9 protein-coding genes are annotated in these 12374 nt (G+C 66.8%); 2 read left to right on the forward strand and 7 right to left on the reverse strand.

Features of this window, described 5'->3' with window-relative positions; genetic code table 11:
- Positions 1 to 79: 79 nt before the first annotated feature.
- Together BS329_RS41590 and BS329_RS45650 are read right to left on the reverse strand one after the other, a co-directional pair.
- Positions 80 to 1171, reverse strand: a complete 1092-nt coding sequence (locus BS329_RS41590; RefSeq protein WP_076169130.1) for a S1 family peptidase — start codon at positions 1169 to 1171, stop codon at positions 80 to 82.
- 981 nt (positions 1172 to 2152) lie between these two features.
- Positions 2153 to 2524: a WhiB family transcriptional regulator gene (locus tag BS329_RS45650; protein WP_084750914.1), complete on the reverse strand. Its 372-nt coding sequence runs from the start codon at positions 2522 to 2524 to the stop codon at positions 2153 to 2155.
- A 911-nt stretch (positions 2525 to 3435) separates the two neighbouring features.
- On the opposite strand from BS329_RS45650, the gene BS329_RS41605 reads away from it, so the two are divergent.
- Positions 3436 to 4701 carry a TnsA-like heteromeric transposase endonuclease subunit gene (locus tag BS329_RS41605; protein WP_158075901.1) on the forward strand — a complete coding sequence of 422 codons (1266 nt, stop codon included), beginning with the start codon at positions 3436 to 3438 and terminating at the stop codon, positions 4699 to 4701.
- Positions 4702 to 5094: 393 nt separating this feature from the next.
- Here the strand turns inward: BS329_RS41605 and BS329_RS41610 are convergent, their stop codons facing one another.
- The 3 genes from BS329_RS41610 to BS329_RS41620 all read right to left on the reverse strand — a co-directional run bounded on the left by BS329_RS41610 (position 5095) and on the right by BS329_RS41620 (position 8777).
- Complete coding sequence (locus BS329_RS41610) at positions 5095 to 6096, reverse strand: pentapeptide repeat-containing protein (RefSeq protein ID WP_084750920.1); 1002 nt, start codon at positions 6094 to 6096, stop codon at positions 5095 to 5097.
- Positions 6093 to 7487 (reverse strand): hypothetical protein, encoded by a 1395-nt coding sequence (locus tag BS329_RS41615; protein ID WP_076169121.1) that lies wholly within the window; start codon positions 7485 to 7487, stop codon positions 6093 to 6095. The genes BS329_RS41610 and BS329_RS41615 overlap by 4 nt, the downstream gene beginning before the upstream one ends.
- Before the next feature lie 480 nt (positions 7488 to 7967).
- Positions 7968 to 8777, reverse strand: coding sequence for a DUF2690 domain-containing protein (locus BS329_RS41620; RefSeq protein WP_143253462.1), 810 nt, complete (start codon positions 8775 to 8777; stop codon positions 7968 to 7970).
- Between the two features lie 258 nt (positions 8778 to 9035).
- Between BS329_RS41620 and BS329_RS41625 the strand changes: the two genes are divergently transcribed.
- Positions 9036 to 9455 carry a hypothetical protein gene (locus tag BS329_RS41625; protein WP_143253463.1) on the forward strand — a complete coding sequence of 140 codons (420 nt, stop codon included), beginning with the start codon at positions 9036 to 9038 and terminating at the stop codon, positions 9453 to 9455.
- A 417-nt stretch (positions 9456 to 9872) separates the two neighbouring features.
- Here BS329_RS41625 and BS329_RS41630 read toward each other — a convergent pair whose 3' ends face one another.
- The gene (locus BS329_RS41630) at positions 9873 to 10430 is read right to left on the reverse strand and encodes a hypothetical protein (protein ID WP_076169126.1); all 558 of its coding nucleotides are present in this window, start codon (positions 10428 to 10430) and stop codon (positions 9873 to 9875) included.
- Positions 10431 to 10852: 422 nt separating this feature from the next.
- Positions 10853 to 11815, reverse strand: a complete 963-nt coding sequence (locus BS329_RS41635; RefSeq protein WP_143253464.1) for a pentapeptide repeat-containing protein — start codon at positions 11813 to 11815, stop codon at positions 10853 to 10855.
- Positions 11816 to 12374 lie beyond the last annotated feature (559 nt).

Genomic DNA, 12374 nt, shown 5'->3' on the forward strand with positions numbered 1-12374 from the left:
AAGGCCCGCTTCCCTCGGCTCAGCCGAGGGAAGCGGGCCTTCACGCGATTCAGGCGAGAGCGGAGACCGGCCGCAGGGGTCAGTCCTTCTCGAGGGTCAGGTCGTAGCGGTTGAGCACCTCCTTGACGGGCTGGAAGAAGGTGGTCCCGCCTTCGTCGCAGTCACCGGAACCGCCCGAGGTCATGCCCTGCGCCTGCACCAGCTTCGTGCCGGAACCCGACTCGGGGCGGCTGACGAACGAGCCACCGGAGTCGCCCGGTTCGGCGCAGGCGCTGGTCTGGGTCAGGCCCCTCGCGATGTTCCCGTTGCCGTAGTTCACCGTCTGGTCGAGAGCTTCCACGCGCCCGCAGCGCCAATGGGTGGTGATCCCGGACCGGCAGACCCTGCCGCCGACACCGACGACGTCCGCGCCCTCGATCCGCACATCCGAACCGTCCTCGTACCGGTCGACCCGGGGCGGGGTCGAGACGTCGGAGTGGGTCACCTTGACCGTCCCGTAGTCGTTGCCGGGGAACGACGACCTCTCGACCCTGCCGATCGTGCCGTCGACGCCCCGCACGGTGCCGCCGAGTTCGGTGCAGTGGCCGGCCGTGATCACGTAATGATCGTCGTCGTCATAAGCGTTGAACCCGACCGAGCAGGCACCACCACTGAAGTAGAGCCCCTGTCCGCCGATCACGGCCCACAGCGGCCGCGGCGCGCTCTTCACCTGGTCCACCCGGACCGGGACACCGGCGGACGTCGCCCAGGCCCGGCCCGCGGCGTCGCCACCCACCACGCTGACGACGACCTCGTTCGCGGGCGTGTCGACGTACCAGCCGGCGACCGAGCCGGGCAGGCCCGCGGTTCTGTTGTCCAATGTGGACTGGATCTTCTTCAGTTCGGCGGCGCTGTGCCGGACCACCTTCGGTGTCGCACCGGCAGCGCGGATCCGGGCCGAGCCGCTCGCGTCGGTGGTGCCGACGACGAGGCCACCGGTCGCCGTGTCCAGCCAGGAACCGGCGAACGCGGCGCCGAGCGAATCACCGAGCTTCTGCTGTGCGGCGGCCAGAACGGCCGGTCCCGCCGCTTCGTTCAGCGCCGGTGCCGCCGAAGCCGGGGTCGCGAAGGCGGTGACGGCTGCCGCGGCGCCGGCCAGGACGGTCACGGCGCGCAGAGGACGTCGAATCACGAAAACCTCCATGGGAGTGCGGAATTCGTTGCGGGGTGTTGTGCTGGAGAAGCAAATCCCCGTTCGACGTTACGACAGTGGGATACCCGCCGAATGCCGCCATTTGAGTAGCGCTGGTGATTCCCCTTTCCGGCTCAACGAAACGGCGGCTTCCTGGCTTCCCTCACTCTTGTGAGTGGAGGCCGCCCGAATTACCGTCCCCGATTTGTCCACCGGCGCACGACAATCAGCGACGCTTGTGCGCCCATTCGGGAAAACGTGGATTTCGGCCTGGTGCGGCGCGTCACCTGATGGTGTCCGCGCTGAACCCGTTCGCCCGCATCGGTGACGAACGCGTCTCCTTCGCTCACCAGCAGGAAATGACCCCAGCCGAGAACATTTCTGTCGCATACGACCGCCCACTCGTTTTGGTCCTCGACCAAGATCCCCGGCAGCTCGATATAGTGCCCTCCGGGGAAGGTGAACACCGCCAGCCGGACTGGACGCCGGACGATTCGGCCCGCCGATATGGCGTGAGGTCGTGCTCTCATGCTCATCACCACCCAGTCCTGATCATGGTCGCTCCCCGGCTCGGCGGTGCTCCCGGTTTCGGCGGCGATCGTGGACCAGTTGAGCGTTGAGCGACCCTAGGCGGGCTGCGCGCATCAGATTCGGTCGGTCATGAGCCGCAGGATCCGCGAACCCTAGTCAGGCATGTCCCCGGAGGGGGATCGAGCCCATGACGATGCCTGCATATGAAGAAGGCCCGTGAGCAGCGGGTATGCTGCTCACGGGCCTGTCGTCTTCCGGTCGGGCTGACAGGATTCGAACCTGCGACCCCTTGACCCCCAGTTATTGGGGCCCGAACGCTGTGCTCATCAGCATCGTTCCAGTTCAGCGATAAGCATAGCATCGTCGGTTTTCGGGTCGACACATACCTGTCGGAGACAGTTGTTGGACCCTGTTTAGTCAAGGTGGCTTCCGCTGTTGAGAGGACCGTTATTAGTCGCTTCTGGAAGTGAGTCGCTTCCGGTTCCTCCTGTGCCGTTCGTAGGTGGCGTGGGCAGCGCGACAAGCGTTGCATCGGCAGCGGTGTTTGGCGTATCTGGTGTTTTCGCCGTGCGGAGGAAGCATGCGAAGGTTCTTGCCGCCCGTTAGAACGTCACGTTCGTCAGGTGAAAGTCCTCCCCAATTGCCCCATGGATCGCATGCATGCAGCGCCTCCGCCAGGCATGGAGTTCGGACTTGGCAGCCAGCGCATATGTTGCGGCATGCCATGCTCATTTCAGGATCGTCTGAGTGCCAGTCCATGTCGATGCGATCGCGACATGCCGCCAAACGGTGCCAGGTCTTTCCGCTCCTATCTGCGGCCATTGGTCACCCCACGTTGCGACTGCCCCGACGGCGGGCGAGGGAGCTTAGAAGCGCGAGTCGCTGGAAGTGCGCACGTTTCGCTGCGTCTGCTCGTTCTCGCCGGGTCGCTGCGTCGAGCACGCTGTCGGGGTCGACGAGCCGTTCGAAGCGGGCCATGGCCGCTTCCCGAGCTGGCGCGGTTCGCTGTTGTCGGTCGTGGGTGCGCGACCATGACGTGAGTGCGGCGACACGTGCCTGCATGGAGCGTTGTGTTGAAGTTCGTCCTCGGCCAGGATCGGCTTGTGTGTCCATTGCATACTCCCTCCGACTGGCAGGCGGATTAGGCCTGGGGGAGGTGCATGTCGCTCCCGATCTTGGCGGGCATTCGCAGACTTGCTGTGTCCAGGATGTTGAAGATCGGCCGCGCTGTCAAACTGCGCGGGCGCGGGGTCTGTGCGGTCCCACCGTGGCTGCAGCACCGAGATGGTCGCACCTGCGGCGAGTGAGCGTGCGGAGGCACGCGGTGGTCACAGCGATTCGACGGACTATTTAGCAAGGCGATCGGGGGCGCACGGGAGTCAAGCAAAAGTCGACATCTCTGTCAACGCCAGTTGAGCGCTGCTTATCGCCGGCGCGAAGCCTGGAGCACGGATGCGTCTCTGGTAACTGCTGTTATCGGGGCATGGAAGCGCTGAGGCCTCGCGTGACCCGGACCGGGGACTGTCCTGTCTCAGTGGACCTGATGCGGGCCGGGCGCAGCTGATGTTGCGTCGCACATATCTGATGCGGGTCTCACAAAAGTGATGCCGGGGTCTGCCAGGATCGCGTCCTTCGCTTGCTCGAGGGACGGGAGCACCGGGGTGGCGAGGGGTGGGCTGCGCGCGATGCGCGGCGGCCGCGGTGGAAGCACCGCTGGGTTCGAGGTCGGGTTCGTGGACGAGAGGGACACGCAGGTACGGATGACGCTCGGCGACGGGATGACCGTGCCTTTCGAGCGCGCGGCACCGGTCCGGCCGTTCCCGGTGTACAAGGTGCAGCGGAACTTTCCGGGGTTCTACTACGCGGCCACGATGGACGCACACGTGCCATTCGAGTCGTGGCTAGAGCGCGACACGGCGATAGCCCTGGACTTCCACTACGACGTGGTTTCCATTGCCGCGCAGCCGTTCTGGCTGTCGTGGTCCGGCACCGGGCGGGCGCGCTCGCACGCGCCGGACTTCTTCGCTCGCACCCTCGAGGGCACCGGCGTGGTGATCGACTGCCGTCCCACGGACCGGAATCTTGCGAGCCGACCTCACGCGGCGCTTCGACGCGACGATGCTGGTCTCGGCGGTGACCGGGTGAGCAGGCTGCTGTGCGTCGGCGATCGCGTGCTGTTCGACGACATCGAGCACCAAGTGGTCGCGCTCGCCGGGACGCAGGTCCGGCTGGTCGCGGCGGACGGCACGCCGAGCGTTGTGTTGCTGAGCCACCTCGTCGGCTCTCTTGGGTTCATGTTCCTCAGCGGAGAACCGGCGCCAGCGGCGAACGCGCTGGCAGGCCAGTTGCTCGACGACGTCGCACCCGAGCTCGCGGCCCGGGCACGTGAATGGGAACGGCACGTCGTGGAGGTCGAGACCGGGCTCCCGCCGGAAGCGGCACCTGGAGCACGGCCGCGGCCGGAGTACGACCCGCAGGCCCGGACGGTGCGCGAACGCGATGCCGCCAAGGCCGCCGAACTCACCGCCGCGGGCGTTGCGACCAGCGCGACCACGGTGAAGAGGATGCGGATGCGCTACCGCGCCGAGGGGCTGCGGGGTCTGGTCGACGGGCGCGGCCGGAAGAGGTCGACGCCGCTCGGCCGCAGCGACGCGCGCGTCGTCCAGGCGGTCCGGGAGGCACTGGACGGTGAGACGTCGCGTTCGACCGGCACCGTGGACCGGCTTCGCCGCCGTGTCGAGGCGATCCTGGCCGAGCGCCACGGCGCCGGGGAGGTGGCGCTGCCGTCGCGGGCGACGTTCTACCGGCTGGTGAACAAGCTCTCGGCCGGCAAGCACACCTTCGGCGCGGCCGCCACGCGGCGCTCGGCGGCGACCGGCCGGACGGACCGTTCACCCCGAGCTGGGCGGCCCGGCCGGGCGGGCAGGTGCAGATCGACTCGACCCCGCTGGACGTGCAAGCGGTGTTCGACGACGGTCACGCCCGCCGCGTCGAGCTGACCGCGGCGGTCGGACCGGGCGTGTGGGAGATCCACCGCACAGGCGGGTCTCGTGTCCGACAGCTCTAGCGAGACTTCGTCCACGGAAGCCCTGCTCGCCGGCCTCGTCGGCGAGCACGACGTCGAACCGCTCACCTGATGCGGCCGCGCCACCAGGGACAAGATCAAGCCTCTGCGCCGCGGCATTGTGCCGAACCCGCACCAGCTCGCCCGCCACCGCCCGAAGACTAGGTCTGGACACCGAACCTGGTCCCGAAGACTAGGTCCGGACACCGAAGGGATCGGCTGGACAGGACAACCTCTGTCCTATCCGGTCGAAGTTGGCGTAAGACAGGGCCACTGACTTGCGGTCCGCCAACTAGGTCCGGACAGCTGGCTAGCGAAGCGTCCGGACCTAGTTGGCGGAATCGGGGTCGTCGGGAGCGCCATGCGGTGCGGTGCCATCGTGGTCCGACCTCAGATACGGCCTGGTTTCCTGCGGCATGCCGCGCCTGAACTGTGCCCCGCCGAACCGGGCATTGCTGTTGAACCGGACCCCGCCGAACCGAGTTGTGCCGTTGAACCGCGCCCTGCGGAACACGGCGTCCCCGCTGAACCGCGCCTCGTCGAACTCGGCGATGCCGTTGAACCGCGCGTTGTCGAACCGCGCGGTGCCGCTGAACCGTGCCTTGCCGAACCGCGCGTGGCGGATCGTGGTACGGCTGAGGTCGAGGTCGATGAGGGTGGCGCCGGCGAGGTCGAGGTCTATTTCGGCCCAGAAGGTCGTCACCTGATTGTCGGGGTTGGTGCCGAACCGTAGGAGGTGGTGGGCGAGGACGCGTTGGGCGGTGAGCCGTACTTCTCGCTCCTGGATCCGCTCCTGGTGCCGGTCGACGACCTCGGCGCTGGTGTCGTCAGTTGGGGTTTCGTCGGTCGGGGTGTAGGGCATGCGCAGGTAGGCGCAGAAGACGTTGACGATGGTCTGGCGTTGGTCGGGGTGGTTCTGAGCGAGGCGTTCGAGGGCGTAGAGCCCGGCCAAGCGCACCGGGGCCTTCCCCGCGCCGAGTTGCTCGGCGGCCTTGGTATACAGCTCGGTCACCCGCCGCTCGGTCGCGTCATGCTCGGTGATCGAGGCCGCACGCGTCTTCTCTGCCAACTCCAGACCCGCTGTGCGTTGCCGTAACGCGGCCAACAGCAACGCTGCAGCCCCTCCCGCGCCCACCACCAGAGTGCCAGCGGTGCGGATAGCATCGAGCCTGGACTTGTCTACCTCCGTGCCGCCACCTGCGAACTCCAATAACGACCACACCACCCCAGTGGCGGCAGCCACCAACACGACCGCGCTGAGAACGATCGCACGTACTGACAGGACAACAGGCTTGCCCACGGGAGCGGACCCAGGCACCGAATCGGTCATCCTGGCGTCGTAGCCATCGGCGGTAGGAGATCGAGGTTGTGGAGCGTCAACTTTAGGTCCGGGTAGCTGTAGTACTCGCCCACCCCGGCGTCGGTCTCGCACTTGGTGACGAAGTCGGTGAACACCGGTCCGCGAGCGGCGCCAAGGTGCGCAGTGGCATGCACGAGCTGCGCGGCCAGACCGGGCATGTCCCCGGCTCCCCGGCATTGGTTGTTGTCGTACCAGGCTGTGAGCGCTTCCGCGAGCATGGCGAGAGAGAGGAACCCGGCGTGCTGTACCAGCAACCGCCCGATGCGTTCGCCGGTGCGCCAGCTGCCCGCGGTTCGCAGCATGTCGATCACCTTCGGCACGAAGTACTCGCTTGGCCGCGCGGCGATGACCTGCTCACTGTGCGGGTCGCTTAGGTGGTCAAAGCGGACCGTCAGACCGGGCAGCCGGACGCGGGCATAGGTGCTGCCGACCAGTGCCAGCCACGACGCGACCTCCGGCGGCAACGGGTCCCACTGGCCCACCGTGATCGGGGTGTTCAGCAGGGCTTGGAATCGTGTCTCCAGCGCCTGGTCGACCGATGTCCAGAAGTAGTCGTCGTCGGCCATGCGGACCAGGGTCCGTAACTGGACCGCGCCGTCGAGCACCTGGAACCGCTCGCGCGTGTCGCCCACGGCGTCGCGGACGGCGTCGCGGTTCACCTCGGCGAAGGCGCGCAGCGCGAACGCCATCCGGTCGGCGTGCGCGTCCGCCGGCATCCGCCCGTCCGGATCGACTTCGAGCATCGCGGCCAGCGCGGCGATCTTGATGATGCTCCTGCGGGTGGCGACACGGACGCGGTCGTGGAAGGCAGCTCGGATGTGCGCTGAGGACGAGGCGAACAGCGGGTCGCAGATGAAGTTCTTGAACTCCTCCACCAACTTGCGGCCCTGCGTGGGCGGGTGGACCAGCAGGGTGGACAACGCGATGGCCAAGTGCCCGCGGGCGGCCTCGGGACGAGGGTTGTAGACCTCGCCCTCCATGCGCAGCGAGGGGTGCGAGCAGAGGTGACGGTCCTCGCGGATGCGGTCCAGCTCGCGCTTTCCGATGGTGTCGATCAACTCGAAGTCCACGGCCTTGTCGACAAGCGAGGCTTCGATCGCCTGCATGGCGCGCACGCCCTCGGGCGCGAGGCCCTTGTCCTGTGCGTCGGTGACCTGCTGGCGGAAGGCCTGTGCGCCCTTGTCTCCTTCGTCGGCCAGGCGGATCAGCTTCACGATGATGTCCGCGGTCACCGCCGACCAGGTCGCCGCGATGCTCGCGCGGATCGCGCCGGCGTTGTAGCAGCGCCACGCTTCCTCGGCGAGCGGCCGCACATCCGGACTCCAGACCTGCGCGACCAGCGTTTCCAGATCGACAGCCACTCACTACCCCTTTCAGTTCTGCCTACGTGTGAGCAGAAGCTCAACTTTACGAGCCATTACTGGCGGCCGTCGGCGCCGTTGGCACCGGCCCGCCCTGTAGCCCCGAACTCCGCCACTACCCTCCGCCAACTAGGTCCGAACACCGCCACCTTCGTCCGGGCAGGACAACAACGGCTGTCCCGTCCGGCTGTACCTGGCGGATGGGCAGGCCCCTGACCTGCGACACGCAAAGTAGGTCCGGACGACTCCCGGGCCGACTGTCCGGACCTACTTTGCGGATTCGGCGAACAGCGCGGCGGCACACTCAGGCGGCAGCTTGGCCAGCTCGACCCGTAAGACTACGAGCGCCCCGCCGCGCCTGCTACCGCCCCGAAAACTAACCGCGAACCCCGCGTTCCTGGCGCGCGATACCCACCCCGCCGGCATGGACTTCCCCGTCGGCGGCTGTCGGCGAGGCCCGCTGCACTCCCAGGCTGCCGATCAGGTGCAGATGGGTTCGGGGGAGACTTGGCGGGCGTGATCAGTGGTGATGGCACCGGTCGCGCATAGTCGATCGGCTGGATCGGTTCGCACGATCAAGGTCGTGTAAGCGGACTGGACGTCCGGTTCAGTCGCGCTTTGGCGGCTGCCGCCGTCGGGTTCGGAACGTCGGTAGATGACGACGTCGATCGTGTTGCCGACGCCGTCTTGGTCGCGGCGTGTGGCACGTGCCCACCCGGCCTGGCATTTGCTGGAGAACAGGATCTCCAGCAAAAATGCCGGATTCCTGTCGGAGGCGGCCGCGATCTTCGCGTCATCGACGCACGTTGTTCTGGCCGGGTCCTCGCCCGTCACAATCGGAGTAGGCGGCTGATCTCGCCGGGCGACCTGGAAAACAACCAGCCCGGTGACGGTGTTGCTCAGCAACACTGCGGCCACGCACGCCACGATCCGCCGTCTTCGGCGCCAGAACCCCGCCTCCTTCTCGACCGGAACAGGGCTCGCGCCATCGAACTCGGCACCGGAGGCGGTGTCGACCAGTGCCGCACGACGGGTCAACCACCGCGCTACCTGCGCGCGGTCGTTGGTCAACGCCATTACGAACGCCGTGACCGCCAACTCGGACGGCAGTCGGCCGGTGGTCACGGCGTTGTGCAACGTCCCATGGCTGGCCTTCGCCCCGCGATTGCTCGCCCGCCGAGCCATCGCGGTCCAGGTGGGCTCACCGTGGCTCTGGCGCAATCGGCGTAAGTCTTCGACAAACACCTCCGTCGAATCCACCGTCTCGGGCGTTCCCTCGTCCGTGCCCACAGACACCCCTCTCAGCGCGGTCCGTGGCGCGGCCCCGCCGACGGAGGCCTCAATCCTGCCCGACCCGCCAGCAAGGTCCAATCCTCCATCCACGTGGTGGATGGAGGATTACGAAGGTGAACTCGGCACTGTCACCGGGCCGACCATCGCTCCGAAGCGCGAGACCCTCCGGTTTCGGACGACGGACCTTCGTGCCCGGTCTTACCGAGGAAAGGACCACCAGTGCACCGGTCAAACTTCTTGAGAAAACTCGCCGTCATGGCGGCGACGGCAGTGTCGATGTCGCTGTTCGCCTTCACCTCTGCCGCACACGCAGGTGACGAGGGCGGTGTCGCCAACCCCGCCACGGCCTGCCCCAATGGATACACCGTCAAAGCCGCGGATATCCATGACTTCCGGGGGTTCCGCATCGGCCGGGTCGATCTACGTTGGGCGTACTCCTGCGGGGGAAACTGGGCAAGGACTACCTCCTATGTTGGTTCCGTGAGCCAGGTCGAGTCCCGGGTGGCGATGGGGGACTGGCTTAGCGGGCCGGGCAGTGCCTTCTCCTATGACTACAACACCGCGCAGAACTGGACCTACTACATCAGCATCCGCCCTGATGCCCCTGCCTGCGCCAAGGGCCGACTGTTCTACCAGGGCTACTGGCACGAAGCCACGGTCTGCTCCGCCAAGTAACTCCGACGAAAGAGACCAGCCCGCGACCAACGCGGGAACCGACTAGACGCTCAACATCGGATCAGGGTGGGTATGTCGCGTCGCGGTATGCCCACCCTGATCGCGGCGAATAGGCGGGACACGCTGCACATTGCTCACCAGGCCGCGCCGCCGTCCTCGCGGTGTCGTCCGGTGGAGCTTTGCGATGGATAGCCGCTGAACTGCGACATGAAAACTAGGTCAGGACAGGTGGCCGCTGAGTCGTCCGGACCTACCTTGCGCATTCGGTGGTCGTGGTGCTGCTTCGACCTCGCTAGCCGTGTACCCGCCCGTCTCGCTGGCACCAAGTTCCAGCCAAGCCGACGCACCGGTTGTGCGCCCGTCTGAGCGTTCTGCGCCCGACCGAATCGGGCGCAGAACGCTCCTCAGCGCGGATGATCAGGCGTCTTTGTAGCGGTCGCTCGGGTGGCAGATCAGACCGACCTCGGACGTTCCATGTGCTGCGGCCCGGATGAACTGCGTCCAGTCGGTCGCGTTCAGTACCCATTCCTTCTCGATCAGGTGTGCGGTCCAGTCGATCAGTTGAGACCAGGTCCGGCACCGTTCGACACCGAACCAGTAGCAACCCTCGCACCCGTTTTCCGCGTGCGGGTTGCAGGCGTCGCAATGCACCTGCCAGCGCGCCTCATCAGGCTGGTCCATGAGGTCGGCCAGCGTGAGGAAGGTCAGGCGACCGGACTGACCTTCGGCAGTGACCTTGGCCGCGCGCTGCTCGACTTGCTCGGCCAGAGCACGTTCGACCCGGTGAACGTCGCCGTGCTGGATGTGGATCACACCGCCACCGTCCGGAACGTCCGTCTTGCAGGTGAAGCAGACCGCCTTCAGTGGCCGGCTTGGGCGTGGCGGGACCGCGCGACCGGCACGGGTGAAATTTGCGCCGGTCGCGGCCATTTTCTTCCGGACTTCCCGGTTGTGGGCACGGTTGTTACTGGACATACCGATTCCTCCAACGGAGCCCCACACTCTCCGCAAAGGTCAGCAGCCAGTACGAAGTGTGCAACTACGCTCTGCGTCAGCGACAGCTTGTCCTCGTCGCAGCGGGCCGGTGTGGGCGGCTGAACTGCTCGGATTCAGGCGGGGCGTTGTCCGCCACCCGCAGTTTACCCGTTGGGGCACGTGGCGGTAGTCCACCAGCGGCCTGAGTATTGGCGTTGCCCTTTGCAGCAGGGGAACCTCCCACACGGAGGCACGACTCGAACAGCACTGCCCAGGCATGGTCAGCGGCAGCCGTTGCTCGCCGTCCGCGTATGCGCCCTCGAACCGCTCGACTGGGGAAGTCGTCCCGACCTGCTTTGCGGAATTGGTGGCCCGGGCGTAGCAGCCCTGTGCGATTCGGCCCGCTGGCGGGTTCTCGGAGGTCACCACCACTTGCCCGTGGTTGTGGAATCGGTGATCGCCTTATCGATGTTCGTGCCCTCGTGCTGGATGCCGCCCAGGCGTGCTCCGCGCAGGTCAGCGTGGCTGAGGTTTGCCCAGCGCAGGTCGGCCTCGCGCAGGTCGGCCCCGCGCAGGTCGGCCCCGTGCAGGTCGACCCCGCGCAGATCCGCGTAGTTCAGCTTTGCTCCGTACAGGAATGCTCCGTACAGGAATGCGTCGCGCAGGTCGGCGTTGGAGAGGTTCGCCGACGCCAGCCGGGCCGTGCCCAGGTTCGCCTGACGTAGGTCGGCCTGACGCAGGTCGGCCTCATTCAGGTTGGCCGCGATCAGATTGGCGTCGGTCAGGTGCGCGGACACCGCCTTGACGTGCGCGAGGCAGGCTGCCTCCAGGGGTATCCCCCGGTCGGGGGTCGTGCCAGCGTCGTGGGAGCGGTTGCGCTCGAAGAACGCGGTGAGGGCGACTTGGATGTCGGGTGCGGTGCTGGGCGGACAACCGGAACCGGGACCGGCGGGACCGGCGGCGCGTTGGATCGTGGAGGTGATGAAGGTGACCAGGACGTTAGTGATGGTGGGGTGGTCGCGGGGTGAGTCCACGGCTAGGCGTTGCAGGGCGTAGATGCCGCCGAGGCGGGTTTGTAGGTGCTCGGGTCCAGCCTGGTCGAGCTGCTCGACGGCCTTGGTGTAGCGGTCGGTGTACTGGCCTTGCTGGGCCACCTCGTTCTGCCGGTGGGCGGCGGCGACCTGGTCACGGGTGGCGTTGAGGGACAGGCCGGTGAATATTAGGGCACCGATCGCGGTGAGGGCGGTTACCAAAGTGGTGATGGTCTGCGCCGTCGAGTGCGACGTGGCCGGGACGCTGGCGGGCGTGGTGGCTGCCTGGGGGCGTGGGCGTATGCGTCCCCGTGCGATACCGGAGGTGACACGACGGCGTGGCGTGCTGCTCATGTAGTTCAGAATCGCAGCCCCCGCCTGGACCGTCACACTTGTAGGGGCAGAGGCCACCGAGACGCCTACCGCGTGACCAGCTATCTGTGAGACTCCGCAACCTTCAATGAGACTGGACAGTCACGGCGAGTGGCCCGCAAGGTAACCCCGGTCTCCGCAACGACCCCCGCAACCTAGGTCCGGACACCGCAAGGTTGCCCCGGACAGGACAACGTTTCTGTCCGTTCCGCTCGAAGCTGGCGGAGGCGTAAGCGGTTGACCTGCGGTTCGCCAACTAGGTCCGGACACTCGGCCAGCGAATTGTCCAGCCCTAGTTGGCGGATTCAGAGTGACTTGAACGGCTCCGCAGGGGCGGCTAGGGCGTGTCCTGGGGATCTTCAGCGGAGGTGGAGGACGATGNNTCGGCGCGGTGGTAGGCGGCTCGTTTCGCGAACCGTGTTGCCAGGCCTCGGAATTGCTTGAGCCGGTTGAAGCAGCGTTCGACCACGTTGCGGTGTTTGTAGAGGTCGGGGTCAAAGGCCGGTGGTCTGCCACCGGCGCTGCCTTTGGCCTTGCGGCG

Origin of the sequence: Amycolatopsis coloradensis (assembly GCF_001953865.1) — a bacterium.
Lineage (GTDB): Bacteria > Actinomycetota > Actinomycetes > Mycobacteriales > Pseudonocardiaceae > Amycolatopsis > Amycolatopsis coloradensis.

Coding starts and splice junctions, on each gene's coding strand:
- BS329_RS45650 (WP_084750914.1), bottom strand. CDS start 2,524: ATGGCCGCAGATAGGAGCGGAAAGACCTGGCACCGTTTGGCGGCATGT.
- BS329_RS41610 (WP_084750920.1), bottom strand. CDS start 6,096: ATGACCGATTCGGTGCCTGGGTCCGCTCCCGTGGGCAAGCCTGTTGTC.
- BS329_RS41625 (WP_143253463.1), top strand. CDS start 9,036: ATGGCGGCGACGGCAGTGTCGATGTCGCTGTTCGCCTTCACCTCTGCC.
- BS329_RS41630 (WP_076169126.1), bottom strand. CDS start 10,430: ATGTCCAGTAACAACCGTGCCCACAACCGGGAAGTCCGGAAGAAAATG.
- BS329_RS41635 (WP_143253464.1), bottom strand. CDS start 11,815: ATGAGCAGCACGCCACGCCGTCGTGTCACCTCCGGTATCGCACGGGGA.